A 24,679-nucleotide genomic window follows, 5' to 3' on the forward strand; every position below is an offset into this window, starting at 1 on the left:
GACAGCTTTCCACCCAAATCCTCAAAACCTGTCCCATTGGCGCACTCTCTCGGGCAGCTTACCGCCCAAATCCTCAAAACCTGTCCCAATTGCATGCTTTCAAGAACACGACTTACCTATATACTGAGATACAGTCCATATAATAAAGAAACCAGTGCATCAACTACACTGGTTCCAATTTGTTTCTTCTATTATATATATATCCTGTATTACGAGTGGACTTTTCTGTCCAGGTCTGCGACCAGCCGTTGGCTTTGGATATAATCTTTCTCACGTTTTCTTTCGACTTCCATCCTTGCGTCATGGTTCATGCTGTATACCTCATAACTAATTCCATGGGCTCCATGCATCGCTTTTTCCATTTCACTTGTGTAGTTCAGTTTTAGCTGACTAATAGTGAATCATCCCTTCGGTTTTCGCTTTGATAAGCGTTTTTTTGTTGTGTTAATCGTAACACTCTTTCTTTACCACTATCAAAGCGGTTAAAACCGTTAATATTTGGATGTGATGGAATAAGGAGCCGTAAGCGGACCTGAGCCCATTGATTCTTACAATCCTGGCAGAATCCTGCCAATATGAGCCTTTCCCGTCAAATGGACAGCTTATTGCTTTAAATGATTAAGCTCAGCCATTGCTTCCTGGACAAGCGTTACCGCCTGACTCATTGCTGCACCGCCGCCAAATGCTGCCGTTACTCCTACCGCTTCCAAGATTTGTTCCTCCGTCGCTCCCTGATCCAGACAGCCTTTTAAATGATAAATAATGCAATATTCATCTTGTGAGTACAAAGAAATTCCAAGGGCAATCAACTGCTTTTCTTTTTGCGTCAACGTCCCTTCCTGAAAACAAACTTCTGTAAAAGCATTATAATGATGGGCAAGTTCAGGCATTTTCTGTGTAAATATACCAAGGCCGTGTTTGTATTCATGCAGAGCCGCTTCTGTTGAATTCCGGGGTTCGTAATGATGTTCCATTGCTTCCACTCCAATCTGAATTTATCACGGTTAGTATGGTAGATTTGCCTGCCCCTTATGCAAAAGAAAAAGCAGGCGGCAGCCTGCTTTTATCCCTGAAGCTTATTCATTTACCGGCACTACTGCACCTTCATACTTTTCAAGGATGAAATCCTGGATTTCTTTTGAGTGTAGAACTTCAACAAGCGCTTTAATTGCCGGCTTGTCTTTATCACCCTCACGAACAGCAATGACGTTTACATATGGTGAATCACTTTCTTCAATCGCGATTGAATCCTTCAGCGGGTTCAAACCAGCATCGATTGCATAGTTAGAGTTGATCAGGACTGCGTCACCTTCGCCATTATTGAAGATTTGCGGAAGCAATGCTGCTTCGTATTCTGTATCGAACTTCAAGTTCTTTGGATTCTCAGCGATATCTTCGATTGTTGCCTTAACTTTTTCCACGCCTTCTTTAAGTGTGATCAAGCCTTCTTTTTCAAGCATTGTCAAGATACGTCCGTGATCTGCGACTGAGCTGCTCATGATGATGTGTGCACCTTCTGGCAGGTCTTCAAGAGTAGTATGTTCCTGAGAATAAACACCAATCGGCTCAATATGGATGCCGCCAGCTACTTCAAACTTATAGCCGTGTTCTGCCATTTGTGCTTCAAGGTAAGGAATGTGCTGGAAGTAGTTTGCATCCAATTCTTTTGAATCCAACGCCTGGTTTGGAACGATATAATCATTGAATGTTTTGATTTCCATTTCATAGCCTTTTTCTTTTAAAAGATCCTTAGCTTCTTCAAGGATTTCTGCGTGAGGTACGTTAGATGCACCCACCACGATTTTCTTGCTTTCTTCCTCGCCGCCTGAAGTGTTGTCACCTGAAGTTCCGCATGCTGCAAGACCTGCTGTTAAAACCAATGTAATTAGAGCTAATAACCACTTTTTCAAATTAATCTCTCTCCTTTATCTTTTGTCTAAGCTTCTAGTGATGAAATCACCGATAAACTGAATTAAAAATACAATGATTAAGATGATGATTGTCGCCATCAACGTGACATCATTTCTGCTGCGCTGGAACCCTTCCATGTAGGCCAGGTTTCCAAGTCCCCCTGCACCGATGACGCCTGCCATTGCTGTGTAGCTGACCAGCGCGATCGCCGTTACTGTAATTCCAGAAACTAGAGCAGGCATCGATTCTGGCAAAAGTACCTTCCAGATGATCGTCGTCGTTTTCGCTCCCATTGATTTCGCGGCTTCAATGACCCCTTTATCAATCTCACGCAGACCGATTTCAACCATCCTCGCGTAAAATGGAGCAGAACCGATGATCAATGCCGGCAATGCAGCATTTTCTCCGATCATGGATCCTACAATGAATTTTGTAAAAGGAATCAGCAGGACGATCAAAATAATGAATGGAATCGATCTGAAAATATTAACAAACCCACTTAGTACCAGATTGACCGGTTTGTTCTCCCAAATATTCCCCTTTGACGTCAGGAAGAGCAGCAGTCCCAATATTGCCCCAAGGACAAAGGTGGCAGCGACAGAGATGGCACTCATATATAAAGTCTCGAGTGTGGCTTCCCACATTCGATCCCAATTCACATTAGGAAAGAATTCCTCAGCCATGTGAAATCACCTCCACGCCTACTTCATGCTGTCCAATGTATTCAATCGCGCGCATCAGGTCGCCCTCTTCCCCATCGAGATGGATGAACAGTGTTCCGTAAGAGCCATCCTGAGTTTGCGTAATTTTCCCCTGTACGATATTGACCGTAATCGGGAATTCGCGGATCAGATTTGTGATCAGCGGCTGTTCAGCTCCCTCACCGACGAATGTCAACTGCACAACCCGGCCGTGCGGATAGCGGGTTAGCAAATGATCGACCGTTTCTTTTGTTTCTTCAGGCTCGGTCACTTGCTGAACAAAACGCTTGGTGATTGGCTGCTGCGGGTTCTTGAACACATCCAGGACAGGACCGGTTTCCACGATCCTTCCGCCTTCCATGACAGCGACCCGGTGACAGATTTTCCTGATGACGTGCATTTCGTGTGTAATCAGGACAATGGTTAACCCCAGCCTCTTATTGATATCGACAAGAAGATCAAGGATCTGGTCTGTCGTCTGCGGATCAAGCGCAGACGTAGCTTCGTCACCGAGAAGCACCTTTGGATTATTCGCCAGTGCTCTCGCGATACCAACCCTCTGCTTCTGCCCTCCGCTCAGCTGTGAAGGATAAGCGTCCCCACGCCCTTCCAGGCCAACCAGGGAAATCAGTTCCTTAACCCTTTTTTCTCTCTCTGCCCTAGGCACACCGGCAATCTCAAGCGGGAAAGCGATATTCTCCGCAACCGTTCTGGACCATAGCAAATTGAAATGCTGAAATATCATGCTTATTTCCTGTCTTGCCTTTCGGAGTTCCGCACCCTTGATCCTCGATACTTCCCTTCCTGCGACTACGACTGAACCAGAAGTAGGGATTTCGAGACCGTTCAGCATACGGATCAGCGTACTTTTTCCGGCGCCGCTATAACCGATGACACCAAAGATTTCTCCTTCCTTCACTTCAAGGTTCACATCATCAACAGCCTTAACTTCACCCTTTTTGGAAGGATAGATCTTTTTAGCCTTTTTAATTGTAATCAATTGACTCACCCTCTTTATTACCGAATAGTATCCACTGTATAAAACCGCTTAATAGTCCATCATGATGAGAAGGTTATCAATCTAGTTTCCCATTCCCTAACCGAAAAAATTCAAACTTGGGCGGAATCATCCCAGATGTCAAACCACCGTTGATCTAGAACCGAAAAAAAGCATAATAAAAGCCTTTCTGCAAGTGAGCAGAAAGGCATAATGGTAGGCTGATCCTTTCTCTCATCTGCCAAAGCGAATCGCTTTGCGTGAATTGGCACCATTTCAATAAGCAAGCTTACTGACGGTTGCCGGGCTTCATAGGGCACTTCCCTCCACCTCTCTTGATAAGAGCACGTTATGAAATTAATGTTATCGGTTTTTAAGTTACGAGAGTGATTTTAGCACGGATTAAAAAAGGGTGTCAATAAAATTATTTTTAAATAGTTAATGGAAGTTGATGGATATTTAAGCTTTTGCAGTCACAGCGGGCACACCAGTCGCTTTTTCAATCGCCTGTTCCAGATCCGCGATGATATCATCTGCATTTTCAATGCCGATCGATAGTCGGATTAAATCCTCCGGCACTCCTGCTGCTTTGAGGCCTTCCGCATCCAGCTGTTGGTGCGTGGTGCTTGCTGGATGGATGATCAAGCTCTTGGCATCGCCGACATTGGCCACATGCGACCACAGTTTAACAGAATTGATCAGCTTTGCTCCGGAATCCCTGCCGCCTTCAATACCAAACACCACAACTGCTCCTGCTCCCTTAGGCAGATAGCGGTCAGCAAGCTGTTTATCAGGGTGATTTTCATGGCCTGGATACGCAACCCATGTAACTGCAGGATGAGCCTCTAGAAACTCCACAACCTTCAATGTGTTCGCCACATGTTCCTTCATGCGCACATGCAATGTTTCAATCCCCAGATTGAACTGGAAAGCACTTTGCGGGCTGATGGATGGACCAAGGTCGCGCAAAAGCTGGACTCTTGCTTTTACGATATATGCCGCTGCTCCGATTGCTTCGCTGTAAACAATATCATGATAGCTTGAATCCGGTTCGTTGAATGCCGGGAATTTAGGAGATTTCCAATCAAACTTGCCGCCGTCGACAATGATTCCTCCAAGGACAGTGCCATTGCCCAGCAGCCACTTCGTTGCAGAATGCACAACGATATCAGCGCCGTTCTCGATTGGCCGGCATAAGTATGGTGTCGCGAAGGTGTTGTCGATAATCAGCGGAACACCAGCTTCATGGGCGATATCTGCGACAGCTTCAATGTCCAGTACCCGCAAACTAGGATTTCCGATTGTTTCTGCAAAAACCGCCTTCGTTTTAGGGGTAATGGCTTTCCTGAAGTTTTCCGGCTGCTCGGGATCCACTAGGTGAACGTTAATCCCATACTTCGGAAGTGTTACCTTAAATAAGTTATACGTACCACCATACAGGTTAGACGCTGCAACAATTTCATCGCCTGCGTGCGCGATATTCAGGATTGCCATCGTAATAGCAGCCATGCCGCTGGAAAGGGCAAGTGCACCGACACCACCTTCAAGCAGGGCCACTTTTTCCTCAAGTGCTGTGACGGTCGGGTTATGAATTCTCGAGTAAATATAGCCTGACTCTTTCAGTGCAAACAAATCAGCTGCATGGTCAGTGTTTTCAAATTGAAATGCATTGCTTGAATAGATTGGCACCGCTCTTGCTCCCGTCACCGGGTCTGGCGATTGTCCTCCATGCACGCTTAATGTTTCGATCCTGTAATTTGGCTTTTCATTCGTCATCTCAATCTCCCCATTCATCAACATAATTTTTCGGAAATAAGACGAAAAAACCCTCTTCCTAAGAAGAGGGTCATTTATCATCTCTCCTTATCTTTTCAGAGCAAAAAACTCTGCTGGAATTAGCACCGTATTCTCACAACCGGTTGCCGGGCTTCGTCGGGCCAGTCCCTCCGCCTCTCTGGATAAGAATATTCACATTTGTTTTTCACGTTAAAGCGATATTATCATGCAGTGCACAAACCGGTCAACTAATTTTTCTTATTTTTCAGATAATAATTTCTACATATGTGGGTCTCGATAAATGAAAGATTGACTCAAGTACCAGGATCGATCTGAAAGAGCCTTTAATTGTAAAATAATTAAGCCTTTCTCCTTCACGCAGTTTGATTTTCCCATTAAACAACTCGCTTAACATCTTCTCATTGCCTACTAGAATTACCTGGTCCTCTGCTTGGGTGCAAAATGAGCTTGCCTCTGCAACGCCATGCTTGAAGTATAAATGAAAAGTTTCATTCCCTGCTTCAATGTTTAAACATAAATCAAGTTTGTTTATTAAAAGCATAAGATGCTGCTTGTTTTGAATTCCACTTATAAAATCCTTAATTAGTTCATGCATTCCAATCAGCTCCCTACTAAACATATTCCTCGTGTTCAGGGAAAAACCTGTATGATTCCTTCGACAAATAGTTCTGTTAATTTCCAATGTGTAAAACGTAAAAAAAGACAATACCGGGTGATATTTCGGCATTGTCTTTCATTTCCCGAGAAATATGTCTAAAGAAACCTTGTCGCTACGCTGTTTTTGTTATTAACCTTGACGGATTTTGCTTGGCCCATCGTCTTAAAGACGATAAAGAAGTATACAGAGCCTACCAGATACAGACCAGCTGTGATGGAGAATACCGTGGCATATCCCCAATAGGATCCGTATTTCAGCACTATACCTGTCGACACAGGGCCCATTATCGCCCAACCTAAATTGAACACCATTTGATTGACAGAGTTGGCCAGCCCCTTCATGGAATCATCAACCTTCGACATCATCAAGGACATTTGAATCGGATTCCCAGCATTCATCAATGCCTGTCGAAATAAAAACCCGAGTGCTGCAAGCCAAAAGTGTTCAGTGTATGCTGTCAGCAGCAGAAACGGCAGCGACAGAAGCTGCAGCACGACAACTGCTTTTACTTCGCCCAGCCTGCGAACGACCATCGGACCAATAATCATAGCGACTGCAGTAGCTGCCTGACCAAGGGAAATGACAAGGCCGATTAAAGAATTAGACGCCATAAAACGATCTGCAAAATAAAGATTCAAATAAGGAATGACCAATCCTGCTCCGAAGCCTATCATCAACTGCGCCACGGCGAACAGTAAAATGATTTTATAACTGGATATATTGCTGATTCTTTTTGGTTTTTCTTTCATATCGCCAGGCGATACACGTGTCGGCCGATGTTCATTCATCCTCATAATCGGAATGAGAGCAGATAAAAACAAGATTGCACCGATGATCAAAGTATATCTGATGCTCTCCAATTCCGGGATTACCATGCTAAATAAGTCAGTGAAGATCCCGCCTATCAGACTCCCTATTACATTCGCAGCTGTCATCGCAGCAAAGTGGATACTGAATAGATGGACCCGCTGTTCAGGCTTCGAATTTTCAGCCAGCCATGGAATGATCGACACCTGGATAAAGGCTGAAGCAAGACCCGTGCCGAATGCAAATAAAATTAAAAGTGACTGACTTTCAACGATGCTTCTTGTGAATAAAATAAGTCCTGTCGAAACCGCTCCATACAACATCAACTTCTTCCTGCCAGCCCTGTCACTCAAGATGCCTGCAGGAATAAGGATAATCGCAGTTGCTAGTGATGTCATTGCAATTACTTTCCCGTTTACAAGCTCGTTATAGCCCAATTCTCTTATGTAAAAATTATAAATGACCATGAAGATTCCAAGTCCTACCTGGGTTAAGATGTTGGCTATGAACGTAAGTCGAATGTTTCTATTATAGCTTTTTATTTGTGCTGCCCATTCCTGATATAGAGCCATTTTGCTTCGCTCCTCGATTATTTCGATACACTAAATATAATAATATTCATGGAACGATATGTAAATCTTTTTATGATCAGCAAAAAAAAAATAAACGGCTAAGCCGTTTTAGTTATATAAGTAAGCCCTTAAGTTTTTCATAAAGATACGGAACGGATTGAAAGGCATAAATTTTCTCTTTTACATCACCCTTATCTAAAATGATCAGGCAGGGAACACTTTCAATTTCAAACCGATCTGCCATTCCGGGGAGGTAATTCAAATCAGCTTTACCCGAAGGAATATCAGGGATGAGCTGCTCAATGACCGACAGCATTTTGCCTGCCACCTGGCAAGTTCCGCACATCGGTGTGTAGAAATACAGGTATCCCGTGTTCTTATCTTCCAGGAAAGCATTCATGTCTTCCTTCGTCCATTCTTTCATCTATAGTCATCCTTTTTCCAAGTACTCTGCATGAACATCGATATTTGCACCAATTAAAACTGTAGCGAGATGGTTTTCCGGTGCTGTCGCCACTTCTCTGTACATCTTGTCAATATAAAGATGGTTCGCCTCAGGAAACTCTCTCTTGAATTGCTTTCGCAGCTTTTCCCCGGATGCATCTGCATCCACCAAAATATAAACATCTTTATCAAAAAGGGAGTCAATCAGTTCATCAAGCTTTGAGACCCCTATCGTCCCATTTGTGCAGATGATTTCCACCGGTTCCTTTAGCACGGTTTGTACTTTCCTTTTGTCTGACGAACCCTCTACTATGATCACCTTGTGATTTTCGTCCATCACCATAACCACCTATGCACCAGAAATAATTACCTTACAACATTATAAACATGTTTACATAATTTGTGCTGTTATGTTCATATTTCTATTGTCACTGTTTTTAAAGGATAATGCAAAAAATTAGACTAGCTCCCTGGTTCTTTGCCACATTGGAGATTCGATTGAATCCTCGGAGCCATATTTAATCATTTTGGGCTTATAGAAAGACCTTCTTTATGAAAGGCTCTGTTAATATGCTCATCCCGCAGGACCTGGATAGCTTCTCCGAATGGACCCACGCACGATGGAAATGCGGTAGCATTTTCGGAGGAGTCTACGCGCCTTCCACTACAATCAACTGGTCTTTAAAACAACATTGGGCCTTAACAGAGCCTTATGAAAAAAAACAGCGCCATGCCTGGCCGCTGTTTTGGGTTACCTTAACACCAGCCGCCTTCGTCACAATCAGTATACCGAGGTTCTGATTGGTCCGGCACTGATACATGCTGGTAGATCTTATTGTGTTCTGATTCGTAATGGTGGCTAAGTTCAAGCTGGACTCCTTCTGGAAGCGTGATTTTGCCAATTGGTTCATTCTCCAGGTAAAGCTGAACAGCTCCGTTTTCCAATTTGCCTGTTACTCTGTCCGTGATGTCCATTTTTTGCTGTTTAAGTGTCATCGTTTCCCACCCTTTTTCCTTCTTCTGTACCAATAGTTTGTCCGAATTTATGATTAGAAGTGATGGAAAAATATTTAAACTCATAAGAAAGACGCCCTGAATGGACAGGACGTCTAAGTGATGGATTATTCTTTGATCATTTCTTCGTATTGTTCTGCAGTCATCAGCTTGTCTACTTCGCTGCTGTCTGAAAGCTCGACAACGACCATCCATGCTTTTTCATATGGGGATTCGTTGACAAATTCAGGGCTGTCGTTCAGTTCTTCGTTGATTTCAACAACCTTGCCGCTGACTGGAGCATATAGCTCGGATACTGTCTTTACTGACTCAACGCTTCCGAATGGCTCGTTGACCGTGATTTCGTCGCCTACTTCCGGCAGTTCGACGAATACGATGTCCCCAAGCTCAGATTGAGCGAAATCGGAAATCCCGATTCGGACCTTTTCTCCCTCAACTTGTACCCATTCGTGTTCTTCAGAATAACGCAACTCTTTTGGTGTATTCATTGACTATCCCTCCAATTGTATATCTCTATCGATTAATATCGATGGGACCAAATTTACAGCCAGGCTTTTTTGTATTCTTCCTCTTTGAAGCCGACAGTTACTTTTTCCCCGTCTGTCATCAGCGGGCGTTTGATCAGCATGCCATCTGAGGCAAGCAGTTCCAGCAGTTCGCTCCTGGAAGCCGTCTTAATTTTGTCTTTCAGCCCTAATTCCCGATATTTCTGGCCGCTTGTATTGAAAAATTTCTTGAGTTCGAGGCCACTTTTTTCAAGCATATCCTCCAGCTCAGATTGGGAAGGCGGGTTCTCGACAATATGTACTTCGTTGTACTCCACTTCGTTCTGGTCCAGCCATTTTTTCGCATTTCTGCATGTGCCGCATTTAGGGTACCAATAAAACGTCTTTGCCATGTTTTCACCACCCTTAGCTAGTATCCCAATTATGAAACCCTCTAATCGGATAGTAACATATCAGGAAGGCAAAATACTAACATTCAGTGTTTATTTCCTTATCAATTTTGGCATCCCTTACTTAATTCAACATAATTCGCAAAAATCCTGCCTGAGTTAAAAATTATCGTTAAAAAAACTCCTCCCGAGCCGGGAGGAGTTTGCCATTATACGACAAAGCGTTCTGCATCGATCAGCTTTTCTGCTGCTTCGCGCTTCTTTGCGATGACGTTGATTGGAGTATGTCTTGTGAACTTGCGCAGTGCGGAAGTCAGCATGCGCAGTGCATCGCCTTCTTCTGTTGCCACAAGAGTTTCCTTAGCGTCAAGCTCGATTTCGTTGAAGGCTTCCTGGCAGAAGATTTGAGTATAAAGAAGCTTTTGCTTGCTCTTTTCGAGTCCATCTTTCGCGATTGCCTTTTCTGTACGAAGAACAGCTGATTCCATGGAATATGCATTGGAGATGATATCCGCAATATTCACGAGGATTTCCTGTTCTTTTTCCAAAGCCTTGCCAAACTTCTGCGCTGCCAAACCTGCTGCAAGCAGACCGATTTTCTTGGCGTTCTTCACAAGGTATTTCTCCTGTGCAAGCGGCTCATCGCCCGGCTCTTCCGGCATCATCATCATCAATTCTTCTTGAAGCTGCATCGCTTTTTGGAATAATGGAAGTTCACCCTTCATGGCTTTGCGGACGAATGTTCCCGGAACCAACAGACGGTTGATTTCATTTGTTCCTTCGAAAATACGGTTGATCCTTGAATCACGGTACGCTCTTTCGATTTCATACTCCTGCATGAAGCCGTATCCGCCGTGAATCTGGACGCCTTCATCGACTACATAGTCAAGTGTTTCAGTAGCGAATACCTTGTTCATGGAACATTCGATTGCGTATTCGGCGATGGAATCAGCGACAGCTTTGCCATTGTTGATTTCCTCTTCTGTCAGCTGGTTCATTCTTTCTTCAAATAAGCCTACTGTACGGTATACAGAGCTTTCTGTTGCATAGATTTTCGCAGCCATTGTTCCCAATTTTTCTTTCGTCAGGTTGAACTGGGAAATTGGTGTTTTGAATTGCTGGCGCTGGTTCGCATACTTTACAGTCAAGCCAAATGCATGCTTTGCACCGCCAGTTGCGCCTACACCAAGCTTATAACGTCCGATGTTAAGGATATTGAAGGCAATGATATGGCCTCTGCCTGCTTCACCTAGAAGATTTTCAACCGGCACCTGGGCATCTTCAAGAATCAGTGTACGAGTTGAAGAACTCTTGATCCCCATTTTCTTTTCTTCTGCGCCAACTGATACGCCAGGGAATTCTCTTTCAACGATGAAAGCGGTGAATTGCTCACCATCGATTTTAGCGTAAACAACGAATACGTCAGCGAATCCTGCGTTCGTGATCCATTGCTTTTCTCCGTTCAGTACATAGTGAGTACCTTCTGCGTTCAACTTGGCTGTTGTCTTTGCTCCAAGGGCATCCGATCCCGAACCTGGCTCAGTAAGCGCGTAAGCAGCAAGCTTTTCGCCAGTGGCCAGCTCTGGAAGGTACTTTTGCTTTTGCTCCTCATTCCCGAAAAGCACGATTGGCAGTGAGCCGATTCCCACGTGCGCTCCATGGGAAATCGAGAATCCGCCTGCCACAGACATCTTCTCGGCGATCAATGCAGAACTGATTTTATCAAGGCTTAATCCGCCATATTCTTCCGGAACATCCGCGCCAAGAAGACCCAGCTCTCCTGCTTCCTTCAGAAGCTTTACCGTGCGGTCGAATTCATGCTGCTCGATATATTCAACCTGAGGCAGCACTTCATTCATAACGAAGTCTTCTGTCGTTTTGGCAATCATTTTGTGCTCGTCAGTGTAATCCTCTGGAGTGAAAACGTGGTCATATGAAACATCTTCGATTAAGAAGCTACCGCCTTTTACTAGCTTATCTGTTTGGTTTCCCATTGATTGTTCCTCCAATCTATTTTGGGGAGGAGCAGAGCCCCTCCAATTTTGTTTTCTCTATAATAATTCGAATACTCCAGCTGCACCCATGCCGCCGCCGATACACATCGTGACGACACCGAACTGTTGGTTTCTGCGTTTCATTTCATGAATGATCGATAAAGTCAGCTTCGCGCCAGTTGTTCCAAGCGGGTGGCCAAGAGCGATTGCTCCGCCATTCACATTGACTTTCTCCTCATCAAGTCCCAGTTCGCGGATTACCTGGATGGATTGGGATGCAAATGCTTCATTCAGTTCAAATACGCCGATATCCGATACCTGGAGCCCAGCCAGCTGCAGCGCTTTCGGAATGGCGACAACAGGGCCGATCCCCATGATTTCAGGCGGTACACCGCCAAGCGCGAAGGACCTGAACTTTGCCAGCGGCTTCAAACCGAGCGATTCGGCCTTTTCACGGTCCATGACCATGACTGCCGCCGCTCCGTCACTAGTCTGGGATGAGTTCCCCGCTGTAACTGTGCCAGTAGCGGAAAATGCCGGGCGCAGCTTCGCAAGAGTTTCCAGGTTCGTGTCTGGACGCACTCCTTCATCCTGTTTGAATTGAATCGTCTTTTCGACCAGTTTATTGTCTTTTCCAACGGTACGGATTGTCACGTCAACAGGGACTATTTCATCTTCAAACTTGCCTTCTTGTATTGCTTTAGCTGCGCGCTGATGGCTCCTTACCGCAAAAGCATCCTGCTCCTCGCGGCTGATGCCATACTTTTTCGCAACTTCTTCGGCCGTATGGCCCATGCTCATATAATACTGAGGCGCTGTTTCGGCCAGCTTCGCATTCGGGCGAACGACATGCCCCATCATCGGGACAAGGCTCATGGATTCCGCACCGCCAGCAATGATGGTGTCTGCATGCCCAAGCATGATTCTCTCGGATGCATTCGCGATCGCCTGCAGACCTGATGAACAATAACGGTTGATGGTGATTCCAGGGACTTCGTGTGACAGGCCGGCCAGGGCGCCGATATTGCGCGCCATGTTCAGTCCCTGCTCGGCCTCTGGCATTGCACAGCCAATGATCAGATCATCGATATTCCCTTCATAATTGCCTGCACGCTTTAGAGTTTCTCTTACAACAAGAGCTCCCAGATCATCAGGACGGACATTAGCTAGAGTTCCTTTCTTCGCTTTTCCGACCGGTGTCCGGGCTCCGGCTACGATTACCGCTTCTCTCATCTCATTCCCTCTCTTTCCTTTGATGTTCAATCTATTTAATACGACTGGAAAATTATCAATCTATTAGTTGCGCAATGGCTTGCCTTTCAGGAGCATATGCTGCATGCGCTGCTGTGATTTCGGTTCCGCGACCAGGCTCAGGAATGCTTCCCTTTCAAGATCCAGCAGGTACTGTTCATCTACCTCTGTACCGTATGGAACTTTTCCGCCGGCAATGACGTACGCAAGCTTCCTGGCAATTTTCAAGTCATGCTCTGAAATGTATCCTGATAAGTGCATTGCCTGTGCGCCAAGCAGCAATGTTGCATATCCCGGCTCTCCAGTTACAGGCACTTTCCTTCTGACCGGAGCCTTATAGCCGCTTTCATATAATTTCAATGCAGCCTGCTTCGCGTCATATAGCAGGTGATCGCTGTTCACGCTGATTCGGTCGGCACTGTTCAGGAAGTTATTTTCGCGTGCTTCCTCACCAGAAGTTGATACTTTCGCCATCGCGATCGTTTCGAATACCTTGTTCGCAACCTTTTGCAGGTCGAATTCAACGCCTTTTGGCAGTCCTTCAAGATGCTTGATGTACAGCTCTTTATTTCCGCCGCCGCCTGGAATCAGGCCGACTCCTGCTTCAACCAGTCCCATGTATGTTTCCAATGAAGCCTGGATATGGGCTGCCGGCAAGCACATTTCAGCGCCCCCACCGAGCGTCATCCCGAACGGTGCAACCACAACCGGCTTGGAGCAATACTTGATTCTCATCGTTGTCTGCTGGAATTGGCGGACGACCATATCAAGGTCCCAAATGTTATCATCCTGGGCCTCCATTAGGATCATCGCCAGGTTTGCGCCAACCGAGAAGTTCTTGCCCTGGTTCCCGATGACGAGTCCCTTGTAGTTCTTTTCGACTTCGTCAATCGCGAAGTTGATCATCTGCAGGATGTCAGGTCCGATTGCATTGCTGTGTGAATGGAATTCCAGCAGCGCAACTCCGTCTCCGAGATCGATGAGGCTGGCGCCGCCATTTTTCTTGATGACCCCTTTTTGCTTCTTGAGAAGCTTCAGGTTGATCGCTTTTGGATTTTCTTCCACAGCAACATATTCACCATTGTGATAGTAGCTCAGCTTACCCTCTTCTTCTTTATAGAAGGAAGTAAAGCCCTTTTCGACCATATCCTTCACCCAGACTGGAACGGTCTTTCCTTCAGCCTCCATTTTGCTGATGGCCTTTTCGACTCCGAGTGCATCCCATGCTTCAAATGGCCCCATTTCCCAGCCGAAGCCCCATTTCATCGCGCGATCAACCGCAACGATATCATCTGCAATGGTTCCGAGAAGATCTGCGGAGTAAACCAATACCGGGCTGAAGATATTCCATAAAAGCTCGCCTGCACGGTCCTGTGTATAAACAAGCGCTTTCATTTTATTTGCAAGTCCTTTTTCCTGCTTGCTCAGTTCAGTTGAAGCCGTTTTCAATTTCTTGCGCGGCCCGTATTCCAGGGTGTTCGGATCCAGTTCAAGGATTTCCTTGCCCTGCTTCAGGAAGAAGCCCTGTCCTGACTTGCTTCCAAGCCAGCCGTTTTCAAGCATCTTTTTCATGAATTCAGGAACTTCAAATACTTCCTTTTCTTCACCGTCAACCTGATCATATACGTTCTTCGCAACGTGTGCGAATGTATCAAGTCCAACTACATCTAAAGTCCGGAAAGTCGCGCTCTTTGGGCGTCCGATCATCGGCCCTGTAACGGAATCCACTTCACCGACACTGTAACCGCCTTTGAGCATTTCCCTGACCGTCACGAGCAAACCATAAGTTCCGATCCGGTTTGCGATGAAGTTAGGCGTATCCTTTGCCTCGACGACTCCTTTTCCTAATTCGTCTTCGCCAAACTGCTTCATGAATGCCAGCACTTCAGGATCTGTATCTTTCGTAGGAATGACCTCAAGCAGTTTCAGATAGCGCGGCGGATTGAAGAAGTGCGTGCCAAGGAAATGCTTTCTGAAATCTTCGGAGCGTCCCTCAGCCATTGCCTCTACTGAGATACCGGATGTATTCGAGCTTATGATACTTCCCTGTTTTCGGTATGTGTCTACTTCCGTGAATACTTTCTTTTTAATATCAAGGTTTTCGACAACCACTTCGATTACCCAGTCAACATCTTTGAGTTTTTCCATATCGTCTTCGAAGTTTCCAGCTTCAATGAGGGCCAGATTCTTCTTGGAGGCCAAAGGTGCCGGTTTTTGCTTCAAAAGCTTTTGCAGGGCACCAGCACTGATTCGATTGCGCACCTGTTTGTCTTCAAGCGTCAGGCCCTTCGCTTTCTCCTGTTCCGTTAATTCCCGAGGTACGATATCCAGCAGCAAGGTCGGAATACCGATGTTCGCCAGATGTGCCGCAATCCCTGATCCCATGACACCTGAACCAAGAACAGCTGCTTTTTGAATTTGTCGCATCAAAATTGTCTCCCCCTTTGACTCTTTTTGAATGAATACTCATTCATTTTTGCACCAAAAAAAATATGCATATAAATGAGCTCTGTTAATTACTACTATAAAATATTTAAAAAATTTCCGCAATAATAAGGTGCGGAAAAAAGAAAATTTTTTGAATTTTACAACCCCTGTTTGAATTCCACGGATTGGGCAACCTATTAGAAGCGGTCACCTGGCCGCTTAGACAAATCATCTGGAGGTATCATCATGGCACGTATGAAGAAGGACCCTTCTAAAGCAGGAGTCAGCGCAGCCAGCGTGAAAGGAAATGCTGGTCCGTCACAAGGACAGGGCGGCGAACGAAAGGTAAACAGCCAGAACAGCCAGTATAAGAAATGACAATAACCAAAAAGAAAACAGGCTGACAATCGTCAGCCTGTCCCCCTTGTTTCTTATTTCTTGAACATACCCTTTAAAACGAATGCCACGTTTGCCGGGCGTTCTGCCAGACGGCGCATGAAATAGCCGTACCAGTCTGTGCCATAAGGAACATACACACGCATGGTGTAGCCTTCCTTCGCCAGCTGAAGCTGCCTCTCCGGCATGATGCCGAAAAGCATCTGGAATTCGAACTGGCTCTTCGGGATATTGTTTGCTGCTGCAAATTCCTTTGTGAAGTTGATGATGTAGTCATCATGGGATGCGACTGCTGTATAATTGCCATTCAGCATGTGCATCTTGATGATTTTCTTGAAGTTCTCATCCACGTCTTTTTTCTCCGGGAATGCGACCTCAGGAGATTCTTTATAAGCTCCTTTTACAAGACGAAGGTTTGGAGAGTATTGGTTAAGGTCCTCCATGTCCTTCTCGGTCCTGTACAGGTATGCCTGAATAACCGTTCCGATGTTATCGTATTCGGATTTCAGCTCTTTGAAAATATCCAGCGTTCTCTGGCAGCGTTCATAGTCTTCCATATCGATGGTAACGAAGACATTGTTCTCTTTAGCGGCTTCCATGATCCTGCGCATATTGTTCATGACGACTTCATGGGAGATATCAAATCCCAGGGATGTCATTTTCACGCTTAGCTGGGCATTCAGCTTTTCACGGCCGATCGCCTTGATTGCCTCGATGGAATTATCTGCTCTTTCATTGGCTTCTCTTTCATTGTCGACGAACTCACCAAGATAATCGACGGTAACGGCCAGGTCTTTACGGTTGAGTTCCTTGATGACCTCTACTGCCTGGTCGATTCTTTCTCCGGAAACAAAGCGCTTTGCTCCCAGGCGAAGACCGTATTTCTTGGCCATTTTTGTGAAAAATTTATTCTTTGATAAAAAAAGAAAAAAGTCCCTCATGAGTTGTTCCATAACTTTTCCTCCCCCTAGTTGAAAACGATTACAATACCCTTTAAAAAAATTACTTCATCTATATCTGTTTCGCAAAATAATTTTATCACTTTTTAAGAAGTTTGAATATTACTTTTGTACGAAAATGTTCTTTTTTGACGAATCTTGTCCCGCATACTTTCATTTCGCGCGGGAAGGATAATATGCGATGGAAAAACATTATTAGGAGGTTTGACTATGCAGCAGCAAAATATGAATTTTCAGGGCCAGCAGCAAGGGATCATGCAAACCCCGCCAGCAGTGGTTTCAACAAAGGACGCCCTGTATTTGACTGATATGCTTTCATGGAATCTGCTTGCCATGAAGAAGGCACATTTTTTCGCTCAGCATTGCCAGGACCAGGAGTTGAAGAATGAAATCGAGAAGTGCGGCCAAATGCATCAGAAACATTATCAAACGATTCTGTCCCACTTGAACAGCCCTCAGAATCAGGCATACTCAGGCATGCAATAGGACCAATATCGAATTTTTACAGGAGGAAAAGCGGATGAACCAGAATCAGAATCAGCAAAAGATCCAGAATCCAGAAACGCAAGTTCAAAAGACACCGCAAATGAACGAGCGTGATTTTATCAATGATATTCTTACGATGGAAAAATATATGACAGATGCCTATACGCAAGCGCTTCACGAAGCAAGTCATGATGCGCTTTACCAGGATGTACTGTCGATCTATACGGAAACAGCCAATGCACAGCGCAGCCTTTATAACCTGATGTTCAAAAAAGGCTGGTATGCGGTTGAAGCGGCGGATGCTCAGAAATTGCAGCAGTCCCACCAGCAATTCCAGGGCTACACAAATCAGTTCCCATACGGAGGCCAGCAGCTTCAATAAACCGGACCACCAAAAGAACCATCCCGCTACTCCGAGATGGTTCTTCTTTATTTCTGCCTGTTCTTTTCGTTCAGTTCCTTCACTTCGGCAATCACATTCTTGATTTGTTCCTTCGCATCCGGGTACTCTGCGTTCCAGTGCTTAGCAAGCGGCGGCATCGACTTGGCAATATGGCTGTACAGAATCCAGGTTTTGACCTTTTCCTTGTTTTCAGCTGAGCCATCGCCTACCAATAGTTCGGTATACTTCTCCAGCAAACCATCGATTTGTTCACTAAAGTTCTTATTCATGCTTTTCTCTCCTTTCTTCACGCTCCACAAGTTCGCGGACAGGTTTTGCAAAGCCCTCCCTTTTCCTTCAGCCTGTAACTGAAACAGCAGGTTTTCCGCATTCTTATGTATGAATCGGACTCCTCATGATAGACAGGCTCGCTGTAATACCTGGCCATAGGGTTTTTTTGATTGTTCCCAAACAGCTTCCCAGGTGCTGACATGAGAAGATAGAAGAAGTCCGCTTCAGCTCTCGCCTTGATCTCTTCGTCCTCGAGCTGGCTGAGGATTTTTTCATAGAGCCAGAAGATATAGACCGAGACATTCTCCCATAAAATCAATTTTGAGATTCTGGCCATTCGCGAAAGCGTGTCCATGACCGGAAAAAGATTGTCCTCAAACAGATGCCTGACAGCTTCCTTCCTCCATTCCTCACGCTGCCCATCGGGACAAGGGATTGTTTGTTTGCTTTTCAAATAGAACTCCGGAAGCCAGAGGCCGTCCTTGATCGCATCTGCAAGAATGATATTGTCAGGGTCTACATTCAGTTTTTTGTTGAAGGCGCTCATGGAATATAAATACAGCACCGCCAAAAAAGCATGCCGCTTCATGAAGACGGAAGCAGCCGTTTTCATGTCGGGAGCTCTTAATTCTTCTTGAAAGAGCTTCAGGTAGTGAGACATGCTCTCCTTCTTAACCAGCATGCTGAAATCCAGCTCCACCTCATTCCCTGGCTCGGAAGTGACAAACCGGTAGTTTCCTAGGATGGCGATTTCCTTTGGAGTCAGTTCTGTTTTCATGTCGCGGCTCCTGCCTTGTTCTTCAGGATGCAGCGGCCCTTTCCGTACGGAATACAGAGCGGAGTCCCGAATAGCGGGTCGATCGTCACTTCACAATCCATGCCAAATACTTGTTTGACAAGGCTGCAATTGATGACCACTTCAGGCTTGCCCTGGTCAAAAATCTTTTGGTCCTTGATCGCCACAATATTATGGGCATACCTGCAGGCAAGGTTCAAGTCATGCAAAACCATGACGATCGTCCTTCCTTCAGTCTCATTCAATTCATACAGCAAATCGAGTATTTCGATTTGATGTGTCATATCAAGATAGGTTGTCGGTTCATCAAGGAGGATAATATCAGTATCCTGAGCGAGTGTCATCGCAATCCAGGCACGCTGACGCTGGCCGCCGGAAAGAGAATCGACCGTCCTGTCCTTAAGATGTTCGATTCCTGTTGCCTTTAATGCATTGGCAACCTTCTCTTCATCCTCTGCCGACCACTGCTTCAGCCAGGTTTGGTATGGGTACCTTCCCTGTTTAACGAGCTGCAGGACGGTCAGGCCTTCAGGCGCAGTTGGGGACTGGGGCAGGATGGCCATTTTTCGCGCTACATCCTTGGTCGACAGCTTCGAAATCGCTTCGCCATCAAGAAGGATCGCACCTGACTGCGGCTTCAGAAGCCTTGCAATCGATCGGAGCAAGGTCGATTTCCCGCACCCGTTCCCTCCGATGAAAACCGTGATTTCCCCTTTTGGGATCTGGATGTCCAATTCCTTTATGATAATGGAGTCGCCATAGGATAACGTCAGTTTTTCTGCTTCAATTGCCTGAACCATAGCCATTCCCCTTTCTATAACTTAGGATGTTTTCGCTATTCGCATGAAACCTTCAATCGTATTTTCATCAGAGACTCTTTTCTTTTTGCTAATTCAAATTGAATGCACGATGTATCGTAAAAACTCTTGATACAGAAAGCAATGAAGTTACGAAAAGAGCCTTAATTTAAGAATTTCTTGTTTTAAATAAAAGATAGATGAAATATGGAGCGCCAATGCCTGCTGTAAAAACACCCGCCGGGACTTCGAGCGGCGAAAACATCGTGCGTCCAATCAGGTCCGCCAGCATGACCAGGATTCCGCCGATCAAGGCCGAGACAGGCAGCAGGGCTCCAAAAGCAGAGCCGACAAGCCTTCTCGCCATATGCGGCGCCATCAGTCCGACGAAGCCAATCCCGCCGGCAAACGCAACCGAGCTTGCCACGAGGGCCGTGCTGACCAGGAGCAGGACGAAGCGCTGGCGCTGGACACGCCCTCCGACACCTGTGGCGATTTCTTCGCCAAGCTCCTGGACATTCACATTCCTTGCAAGGATGAACGCGATCAGGACCATCACTAACGTCCAGGGCACAAGCACGGCAACATTTGCCCAGGTTGATCCGTATACGGTGCCGGTAATCCAAATATTCGCCTGGCTTGCCCGGAATATAGGCCCCATGATCATCATCAGCGTTGTCAGCGCCTGCATCAATGCCGAAATTCCGATGCCGATCAATACAAGACGAACGGGTGACACACCGTTTTTCCAGGAGAGGAAATACACGAGAAAGGCCACCAGGGAGGCGCCGACGAACGCTGAAACTGGCATCCATTCTATACTTACGGTCAATGCATTATTATCATCACTGAAAAAAGCCAAAAACCCAACGACCGCGACAGATGCGCCTCCGGTAATCCCGAGGATGTCGGGGGAAGCAAGCGGATTGCGGATCATTCCCTGCAGAAGCCCGCCTGCCACAGCCAAACCGATTCCAACCATCAATGCAACAATGATCCTCGGCAACCGGAAGGACTGGACGACCAATCTTTCCATATCTGTTCCTCCGCCAAAAAATACCGACAGAACCGTGAGCGGGCTGATGTCCATATCACCCATCCCGGTGCTGATCACGAATATGGCAAACGCAGTGAGCAGCAGCCCCAGAAAAATCGCGGCAGCCTTTTTATCAATCAAAAAAGAAACTTTGTCCTTGAACAATCGCAAACTTTTGTACTGACTCATTTTCCGTTGAACCCCTTTCTCGCTATATAGATGAAAAATGGAGTTCCGATCATCGCAGTCATGACGCCCACAGGGATTTCCTGCGGCATCAGCACGTACCTCGCAGCAATATCTGCTGCCAATAAAAGCATACCGCCAAAGATCGCGGAGAAAGGAATTACCCAGCGGTGGTCAATCCCAACGACAGCCCTCGTAACATGTGGAATCACAATTCCGATGAAGCCAATCGGTCCAGCGACCGCAACAGCCCCGCCGGACAAAAGAACAATGATGATTCCTGCTGCAAGCTTGACAAACGCCGTATTCAAGCCAAGGCCTTTGGCGACATCCTCCCCCATCGAAAGAACATTCATCTTCACAGAAATCAAGATGGCCCCTGCCCATCCAACAGCCAGATATGGCAGGACGCTGATCAGGGTTTCTAGCTTGCGTCCCTGCACAGAACCGGCAAGCCAGTATAGAACCTGCTCAAGGGCGGCCTCATCCAGGACGAGCAATCCCTGGGTAAAGGAGGAAAACATGGCCGTCATCGCCGCTCCGGCAAGCGTCAGTTTCATCGGAGTCAGTCCTTCCCGTCCTGCAGAGCCGATCGCATAAACACTGATTGCGGCCACAGCAGCCCCCAAAAAGGAAATCCAGGCAAAAGCCTGCAAACTGCCTACTGAGAATAGAGTAACGGCAACAACAACGGCGAAACCTGCACCAGCATTCACACCGAAAATCCCAGGTGATGCCAGCGGATTTTTTGTCAATGTCTGCATCAGAACACCCGCAACTGCGAGGCTTGCTCCTACAGCCGCTGCAATCAAGGCTCTTGGAAGACGGACAGATTGAATGACAATATGTTCATTTGAACCATTAAAATCGGTGAATGCATCAACTGCCATTCCCCAGGAAGTCGCTGTATATCCGTAAACGATACTCGAGCATATTAAAAATAAAATAAAACAGATGGCGAAAAATAATCCCACCCATCTCTGTCCATTGGTTTTTAGCAGCATATATTTTTACCTTTCTCTAATTAAGAAGTTGGCTAGATCGTTATCTCACTTTATGATAAACAGGCTTCTTTTTCATTAAAATCACTTAAACGTTCACAATTTTGTCAATGGCGTTGAAAATCATTCTCAATTATTATTGACAGATTCTCCTCTTGCATTTTATCATAAAGGAGCATAATTGAAAATGATTATCATTAACATTCTAGGAGGAAATACATATGAAATCTTCAAAATGGTTACTGACTCTCGTGACGATCTTCACGGTCCTGCTATTGGCTGCTTGCGGCGGTAATGAGGATCAAACAAAAGATAGCGCTGAAGAACCAGAGAAAAAAGAAAGCTATACAGTTGAACATGCAATGGGTTCCACCCCACTTGAAGGCACTCCTGAAAAAGTAGTTATCCTGACAAATGAAGGAACGGAAGCACTGCTTGCACTTGGTATGACACCTGTTGGAGCGGTCCAATCCTGGACCGGAGATCCCTGGTATAAGCACATTGAGGATGAAATGAAGGATGTCCAGGTTGTCGGGGTTGAAAGCCAGGTCAATGTAGAAGCCATTGCCGCACTTCAGCCAGACCTGATCATCGGCAACAAAATGCGCCAGGAAGACATCTACGAGCAACTGAAAGCCATCGCACCGACTGTCTTCGCCGAGGACCTGCGCGGAAACTGGAAGAACAACTTTGAACTTTATGCAAAAGCAGTTAACAAAGAAGAAAAAGGAAAAGAAGTTCTAGCTGCTTATGATAAACGAATTGAAGACCTGAAAGAAAAACTTGGCGACAAGGTGAATCTTGAGATTTCCATGGTCCGTTTCATGGCTGGAGATGTCCGTATTTACCACAAGGATTCATTCTCAGGCGTGATTCTTGAACAAATCGGCTTTGCCCGCCCGGAAAGCCAGGATAAGCCTGACTTTGCCGAAAAAGGCGTTACACCTGAACGAATCCCTGCTATGGATGGGGATGTCCTCTTCTACTTCACGTATGAAGAAGGTGACGGCAAAGCTACCGAAATCGAAAAAGAATGGATTGAGAATCCGCTGTTCCAAAACCTCGAAGTAGCGAAAAAAGGGGAAGTCCACAAGGTGGATGACGCCATCTGGAACACAGCTGGCGGTGTCAAGGCTGCCAACCTGATGCTCGACGATCTGGAGAAGTTCATTTTAAAATAATTCCACATCCCATTAACAACTCGCAAACATTTTGCGGGTTGTTTTTTATTAGGAATTGAAAGTTTACAAAAAGACTCTTCATAATCCTCCCATTTTCGGAAAGAATAAGCGTAAATCCAAAATGGCGGAGATTTACATGAGACAGTTTTTCAAGAAAAAATTAATGCAGGATATCGAAAAGGAAGCTGCCAAACAAGGCACGGCAGGCTCCGATGAGGATAACTGCCAGGAAAACAGCGAGAATATACACGAGTGGGAGAAACTTCTTCTGCGATCAAATGATTATCAAAAAACATTTTATGTAAACCAAAGAACAGGAAAAAAATTCTGTTTTGCGTTCATGTCAACATTAGTGGATGAAAGCATCATCCAGCAAAGCGCCCTTCCCTATTTGCTTGAAGGGGACTTTATCCATCTTAACGATGTGAAGCGTTTACTGCCGATTGCGGATGTGCAGGTTTCCGGGGACAATTCAGAAATCGAAAGAAAGCTATTCAATGGATACATCCTTCTGACTCTCGAGGATGTGGAAGACCAATTCGTTTTCCTGGCTGCCCAAAAGGAAGTTGTCAGGTCGGTCGCCCAGCCGGAGGTAGAATTCAGTGTCATCGGCCCGAAGGAGTCCTTCGTCGAGTCATTGGACCAGAATTTGAACCTCATTCGCAAACGGGTGCCGGTCAAGGAACTGATTATCGAGAATTATATAGTAGGAAGCCTTTCCAATTCGAGTGTAGCCATCCTCTATATGGAAGGAATCACCAATAAGGACAATGTCAATACAGTCATTCAGCGAGTGAAGGATATCGAATTTGATGAAATCACGGACAGTTCGTATATTGTCCAGCTGATCTCTGACAATCAGAACTCTCCCTTCCCGCAGCTTCTCGATACGGAAAGACCTGACCGTGTCGCAGCCATCCTGGCAGAAGGAAAAGTCGCGATTCTTGTTGATGGATCCCCACATGCGCTGATTGGCCCAACGACTCTGGTAGAATTTTTTGGATCGTTTGAAGACTATTTCCTTAACTATTTACTCTCTTCCTTTTTCCGTCTGATTCGATTATTCGCTGTAGCGTTCTCGATCCTAATTACACCTATATATGTAGCAGCCCTTTCTTATCATTATGAATTGATACCCAAGGATCTGCTGAGCACATTGATTACATCAAGGAGGGAGATTCCGCTCCCTCCGATTCTTGAAGCGCTGTTCCTTGAGCTGACGATTGAACTCCTGCGTGAGGCGGGAGCCCGGCTGCCAACCAAGGTCGGCCAGACAATCGGTATCGTGGGCGGAATCGTTATCGGGACGGCATCCGTTGAAGCAGGACTGACCAGTAATGTCCTCTTGATCATTGTCGCCCTGGCCGCACTGGCTTCATTTACGACTCCCGTCTACCGGATGGGCAATACCATCAGGCTTTTGAGGTTTCCATTTCTATTTTTCGCCGAGCTATGGGGCTTGCTGGGAATTGTGGTATCCTTTTCCTTCCTTCTGACCCATCTGCTCAGACTGACCTCATTAGGACGGCCATTTTTGGAGCCATTGTACCCTCCAAGGGTGACCGATTTCAAGGACGCGATCATCCGTCTGCCATTCACGAGACAATATAACCGTCCGCAATATTTAAGGACGGAAAACCCGAAAAGGTTCAGTAAGAAAAAAGCAAAGGAAAAGAAGGACATCGATGAATGAGCATTGG

The 24,679-nt window shown here is 45.8% G+C and carries 27 protein-coding genes and 2 riboswitches; of the genes, 5 read left to right on the top strand and 22 right to left on the bottom strand.

Translation table 11 applies throughout. The features are described from left to right. Positions 1-209: 209 nt before the first annotated feature. From EJA10_RS24110 to EJA10_RS05505, 16 genes are all read right to left on the bottom strand, one after another. Complete coding sequence (locus EJA10_RS24110) at positions 210-362, bottom strand: YuzK family famiily protein (RefSeq protein WP_484177329.1); 153 nt, start codon at positions 360-362, stop codon at positions 210-212. 240 nt (positions 363-602) lie between these two features. After that, positions 603-974 carry a carboxymuconolactone decarboxylase family protein gene (locus tag EJA10_RS05435; RefSeq protein ID WP_125479003.1) on the bottom strand — a complete coding sequence of 124 codons (372 nt, stop codon included), beginning with the start codon at positions 972-974 and terminating at the stop codon, positions 603-605. A gap of 102 nt (positions 975-1,076) precedes the next feature. Then, positions 1,077-1,910, bottom strand: coding sequence for a MetQ/NlpA family ABC transporter substrate-binding protein (locus EJA10_RS05440; RefSeq protein WP_125479004.1), 834 nt, complete (start codon positions 1,908-1,910; stop codon positions 1,077-1,079). Positions 1,911-1,925: 15 nt separating this feature from the next. Then, complete coding sequence (locus EJA10_RS05445) at positions 1,926-2,594, bottom strand: methionine ABC transporter permease (protein ID WP_125479005.1); 669 nt, start codon at positions 2,592-2,594, stop codon at positions 1,926-1,928. Beyond that, complete coding sequence (locus EJA10_RS05450) at positions 2,587-3,612, bottom strand: methionine ABC transporter ATP-binding protein (protein WP_125479006.1); 1,026 nt, start codon at positions 3,610-3,612, stop codon at positions 2,587-2,589. Before EJA10_RS05450 ends, EJA10_RS05445 begins: the two co-directional genes overlap by 8 nt. A gap of 228 nt (positions 3,613-3,840) precedes the next feature. Then, positions 3,841-3,954: riboswitch (SAM riboswitch) on the bottom strand. 114 nt (positions 3,955-4,068) lie between these two features. Continuing rightward, the gene (locus tag EJA10_RS05455; protein WP_125479007.1) at positions 4,069-5,385 is read right to left on the bottom strand and encodes an O-acetylhomoserine aminocarboxypropyltransferase/cysteine synthase family protein; all 1,317 of its coding nucleotides are present in this window, start codon (positions 5,383-5,385) and stop codon (positions 4,069-4,071) included. An 84-nt stretch (positions 5,386-5,469) separates the two neighbouring features. Then, a riboswitch (SAM riboswitch) is annotated at positions 5,470-5,574 on the bottom strand. Between the two features lie 76 nt (positions 5,575-5,650). Continuing rightward, positions 5,651-6,001 carry a hypothetical protein gene (locus EJA10_RS05460; protein WP_125479008.1) on the bottom strand — a complete coding sequence of 117 codons (351 nt, stop codon included), beginning with the start codon at positions 5,999-6,001 and terminating at the stop codon, positions 5,651-5,653. A 158-nt stretch (positions 6,002-6,159) separates the two neighbouring features. Continuing rightward, positions 6,160-7,443, bottom strand: a complete 1,284-nt coding sequence (locus tag EJA10_RS05465) for an MFS transporter (RefSeq protein ID WP_125479009.1) — start codon at positions 7,441-7,443, stop codon at positions 6,160-6,162. A gap of 112 nt (positions 7,444-7,555) precedes the next feature. Beyond that, a complete protein-coding gene (locus EJA10_RS05470) occupies positions 7,556-7,867 on the bottom strand; it encodes a thioredoxin family protein (RefSeq protein ID WP_125479010.1) in 312 nt (103 codons plus the stop codon). A gap of 6 nt (positions 7,868-7,873) precedes the next feature. Further along, the gene (locus EJA10_RS05475) at positions 7,874-8,224 is read right to left on the bottom strand and encodes a toprim domain-containing protein (protein WP_125479011.1); all 351 of its coding nucleotides are present in this window, start codon (positions 8,222-8,224) and stop codon (positions 7,874-7,876) included. A gap of 419 nt (positions 8,225-8,643) precedes the next feature. Then, positions 8,644-8,883, bottom strand: coding sequence for a YusG family protein (locus tag EJA10_RS05480; protein ID WP_125479012.1), 240 nt, complete (start codon positions 8,881-8,883; stop codon positions 8,644-8,646). A gap of 125 nt (positions 8,884-9,008) precedes the next feature. After that, a complete protein-coding gene (gene gcvH, locus EJA10_RS05485) occupies positions 9,009-9,389 on the bottom strand; it encodes a glycine cleavage system protein GcvH (protein WP_125479013.1) in 381 nt (126 codons plus the stop codon). A gap of 53 nt (positions 9,390-9,442) precedes the next feature. Beyond that, complete coding sequence (locus tag EJA10_RS05490) at positions 9,443-9,799, bottom strand: arsenate reductase family protein (protein WP_125479014.1); 357 nt, start codon at positions 9,797-9,799, stop codon at positions 9,443-9,445. A gap of 206 nt (positions 9,800-10,005) precedes the next feature. Next, positions 10,006-11,790 (bottom strand): acyl-CoA dehydrogenase family protein, encoded by a 1,785-nt coding sequence (locus EJA10_RS05495; RefSeq protein ID WP_125479015.1) that lies wholly within the window; start codon positions 11,788-11,790, stop codon positions 10,006-10,008. Positions 11,791-11,847: 57 nt separating this feature from the next. Further along, entirely contained in the window at positions 11,848-13,023 is a 1,176-nt protein-coding gene (locus EJA10_RS05500; RefSeq protein WP_125479016.1) for an acetyl-CoA C-acetyltransferase, read from the bottom strand. Between the two features lie 63 nt (positions 13,024-13,086). After that, the gene (locus EJA10_RS05505) at positions 13,087-15,468 is read right to left on the bottom strand and encodes a 3-hydroxyacyl-CoA dehydrogenase/enoyl-CoA hydratase family protein (RefSeq protein ID WP_425462071.1); all 2,382 of its coding nucleotides are present in this window, start codon (positions 15,466-15,468) and stop codon (positions 13,087-13,089) included. A gap of 246 nt (positions 15,469-15,714) precedes the next feature. On the opposite strand from EJA10_RS05505, the gene EJA10_RS05510 reads away from it, so the two are divergent. Beyond that, positions 15,715-15,846 (top strand): YuzL family protein, encoded by a 132-nt coding sequence (locus EJA10_RS05510; protein ID WP_125479018.1) that lies wholly within the window; start codon positions 15,715-15,717, stop codon positions 15,844-15,846. A 53-nt stretch (positions 15,847-15,899) separates the two neighbouring features. Here EJA10_RS05510 and EJA10_RS05515 read toward each other — a convergent pair whose 3' ends face one another. Continuing rightward, entirely contained in the window at positions 15,900-16,817 is a 918-nt protein-coding gene (locus EJA10_RS05515; RefSeq protein WP_125479019.1) for a proline dehydrogenase family protein, read from the bottom strand. 216 nt (positions 16,818-17,033) lie between these two features. Here EJA10_RS05515 and EJA10_RS05520 point away from each other — a divergent pair, with 216 nt between their 5' ends. Together EJA10_RS05520 and EJA10_RS05525 are read left to right on the top strand one after the other, a co-directional pair. After that, positions 17,034-17,309, top strand: a complete 276-nt coding sequence (locus EJA10_RS05520) for a hypothetical protein (protein WP_125479020.1) — start codon at positions 17,034-17,036, stop codon at positions 17,307-17,309. 34 nt (positions 17,310-17,343) lie between these two features. Next, positions 17,344-17,691, top strand: coding sequence for a spore coat protein (locus EJA10_RS05525; RefSeq protein ID WP_125479021.1), 348 nt, complete (start codon positions 17,344-17,346; stop codon positions 17,689-17,691). Between the two features lie 47 nt (positions 17,692-17,738). On the opposite strand, the gene EJA10_RS05530 is transcribed toward EJA10_RS05525, so the two are convergent. The 5 genes from EJA10_RS05530 to EJA10_RS05550 all read right to left on the bottom strand — a co-directional run bounded on the left by EJA10_RS05530 (position 17,739) and on the right by EJA10_RS05550 (position 21,801). After that, positions 17,739-17,981, bottom strand: a complete 243-nt coding sequence (locus tag EJA10_RS05530) for a YusU family protein (RefSeq protein WP_125479022.1) — start codon at positions 17,979-17,981, stop codon at positions 17,739-17,741. 17 nt (positions 17,982-17,998) lie between these two features. Continuing rightward, positions 17,999-18,760 (bottom strand): siderophore-iron reductase FhuF, encoded by a 762-nt coding sequence (gene fhuF, locus EJA10_RS05535; protein ID WP_125479032.1) that lies wholly within the window; start codon positions 18,758-18,760, stop codon positions 17,999-18,001. Further along, positions 18,757-19,584 (bottom strand): ABC transporter ATP-binding protein, encoded by an 828-nt coding sequence (locus tag EJA10_RS05540; RefSeq protein ID WP_425462070.1) that lies wholly within the window; start codon positions 19,582-19,584, stop codon positions 18,757-18,759. Before EJA10_RS05540 ends, fhuF begins: the two co-directional genes overlap by 4 nt. Positions 19,585-19,744: 160 nt before the next feature. Then, entirely contained in the window at positions 19,745-20,800 is a 1,056-nt protein-coding gene (locus EJA10_RS05545) for a FecCD family ABC transporter permease (RefSeq protein ID WP_125479024.1), read from the bottom strand. Then, complete coding sequence (locus tag EJA10_RS05550; protein ID WP_125479025.1) at positions 20,797-21,801, bottom strand: FecCD family ABC transporter permease; 1,005 nt, start codon at positions 21,799-21,801, stop codon at positions 20,797-20,799. Before EJA10_RS05550 ends, EJA10_RS05545 begins: the two co-directional genes overlap by 4 nt. Positions 21,802-22,019: 218 nt before the next feature. On the opposite strand from EJA10_RS05550, the gene EJA10_RS05555 reads away from it, so the two are divergent. Together EJA10_RS05555 and EJA10_RS05560 are read left to right on the top strand one after the other, a co-directional pair. Beyond that, positions 22,020-22,979: an ABC transporter substrate-binding protein gene (locus tag EJA10_RS05555; RefSeq protein ID WP_125479026.1), complete on the top strand. Its 960-nt coding sequence runs from the start codon at positions 22,020-22,022 to the stop codon at positions 22,977-22,979. 136 nt (positions 22,980-23,115) lie between these two features. Further along, on the top strand, positions 23,116-24,672 hold the full coding sequence (locus EJA10_RS05560; RefSeq protein ID WP_246017696.1) for a spore germination protein: 1,557 nt from the start codon (positions 23,116-23,118) through the stop codon (positions 24,670-24,672). The last annotated feature ends 7 nt before the right edge of the window (positions 24,673-24,679 follow it).

The sequence above is a fragment of the Mesobacillus subterraneus genome (assembly GCF_003937825.1).
GTDB lineage: Bacteria > Bacillota > Bacilli > Bacillales > Cytobacillaceae > Mesobacillus > Mesobacillus subterraneus.

What these genes read in the sequence shown, in the direction of transcription:
- EJA10_RS24110 (WP_484177329.1), bottom strand. Translation starts at nt 362, where the DNA reads ATGGAAAAAGCGATGCATGGAGCCCATGGAATTAGTTATGAGGTATAC.
- EJA10_RS05435 (WP_125479003.1), bottom strand. Translation starts at nt 974, where the DNA reads ATGGAACATCATTACGAACCCCGGAATTCAACAGAAGCGGCTCTGCAT.
- EJA10_RS05445 (WP_125479005.1), bottom strand. Translation starts at nt 2,594, where the DNA reads ATGGCTGAGGAATTCTTTCCTAATGTGAATTGGGATCGAATGTGGGAA.
- EJA10_RS05455 (WP_125479007.1), bottom strand. Translation starts at nt 5,385, where the DNA reads ATGACGAATGAAAAGCCAAATTACAGGATCGAAACATTAAGCGTGCAT.
- EJA10_RS05460 (WP_125479008.1), bottom strand. Translation starts at nt 6,001, where the DNA reads ATGCATGAACTAATTAAGGATTTTATAAGTGGAATTCAAAACAAGCAG.
- EJA10_RS05465 (WP_125479009.1), bottom strand. Translation starts at nt 7,443, where the DNA reads ATGGCTCTATATCAGGAATGGGCAGCACAAATAAAAAGCTATAATAGA.
- EJA10_RS05470 (WP_125479010.1), bottom strand. Translation starts at nt 7,867, where the DNA reads ATGAAAGAATGGACGAAGGAAGACATGAATGCTTTCCTGGAAGATAAG.
- EJA10_RS05475 (WP_125479011.1), bottom strand. Translation starts at nt 8,224, where the DNA reads ATGGACGAAAATCACAAGGTGATCATAGTAGAGGGTTCGTCAGACAAA.
- EJA10_RS05480 (WP_125479012.1), bottom strand. Translation starts at nt 8,883, where the DNA reads ATGACACTTAAACAGCAAAAAATGGACATCACGGACAGAGTAACAGGC.
- gcvH (WP_125479013.1), bottom strand. Translation starts at nt 9,389, where the DNA reads ATGAATACACCAAAAGAGTTGCGTTATTCTGAAGAACACGAATGGGTA.
- EJA10_RS05490 (WP_125479014.1), bottom strand. Translation starts at nt 9,799, where the DNA reads ATGGCAAAGACGTTTTATTGGTACCCTAAATGCGGCACATGCAGAAAT.
- EJA10_RS05495 (WP_125479015.1), bottom strand. Translation starts at nt 11,790, where the DNA reads ATGGGAAACCAAACAGATAAGCTAGTAAAAGGCGGTAGCTTCTTAATC.
- EJA10_RS05500 (WP_125479016.1), bottom strand. Translation starts at nt 13,023, where the DNA reads ATGAGAGAAGCGGTAATCGTAGCCGGAGCCCGGACACCGGTCGGAAAA.
- EJA10_RS05505 (WP_425462071.1), bottom strand. Translation starts at nt 15,468, where the DNA reads ATGCGACAAATTCAAAAAGCAGCTGTTCTTGGTTCAGGTGTCATGGGA.
- EJA10_RS05510 (WP_125479018.1), top strand. Translation starts at nt 15,715, where the DNA reads ATGGCACGTATGAAGAAGGACCCTTCTAAAGCAGGAGTCAGCGCAGCC.
- EJA10_RS05515 (WP_125479019.1), bottom strand. Translation starts at nt 16,817, where the DNA reads ATGGAACAACTCATGAGGGACTTTTTTCTTTTTTTATCAAAGAATAAA.
- EJA10_RS05520 (WP_125479020.1), top strand. Translation starts at nt 17,034, where the DNA reads ATGCAGCAGCAAAATATGAATTTTCAGGGCCAGCAGCAAGGGATCATG.
- EJA10_RS05525 (WP_125479021.1), top strand. Translation starts at nt 17,344, where the DNA reads ATGAACCAGAATCAGAATCAGCAAAAGATCCAGAATCCAGAAACGCAA.
- EJA10_RS05530 (WP_125479022.1), bottom strand. Translation starts at nt 17,981, where the DNA reads ATGAATAAGAACTTTAGTGAACAAATCGATGGTTTGCTGGAGAAGTAT.
- fhuF (WP_125479032.1), bottom strand. Translation starts at nt 18,760, where the DNA reads ATGAAAACAGAACTGACTCCAAAGGAAATCGCCATCCTAGGAAACTAC.
- EJA10_RS05540 (WP_425462070.1), bottom strand. Translation starts at nt 19,584, where the DNA reads ATGGCTATGGTTCAGGCAATTGAAGCAGAAAAACTGACGTTATCCTAT.
- EJA10_RS05545 (WP_125479024.1), bottom strand. Translation starts at nt 20,800, where the DNA reads ATGAGTCAGTACAAAAGTTTGCGATTGTTCAAGGACAAAGTTTCTTTT.
- EJA10_RS05550 (WP_125479025.1), bottom strand. Translation starts at nt 21,801, where the DNA reads ATGCTGCTAAAAACCAATGGACAGAGATGGGTGGGATTATTTTTCGCC.
- EJA10_RS05555 (WP_125479026.1), top strand. Translation starts at nt 22,020, where the DNA reads ATGAAATCTTCAAAATGGTTACTGACTCTCGTGACGATCTTCACGGTC.
- EJA10_RS05560 (WP_246017696.1), top strand. Translation starts at nt 23,116, where the DNA reads ATGAGACAGTTTTTCAAGAAAAAATTAATGCAGGATATCGAAAAGGAA.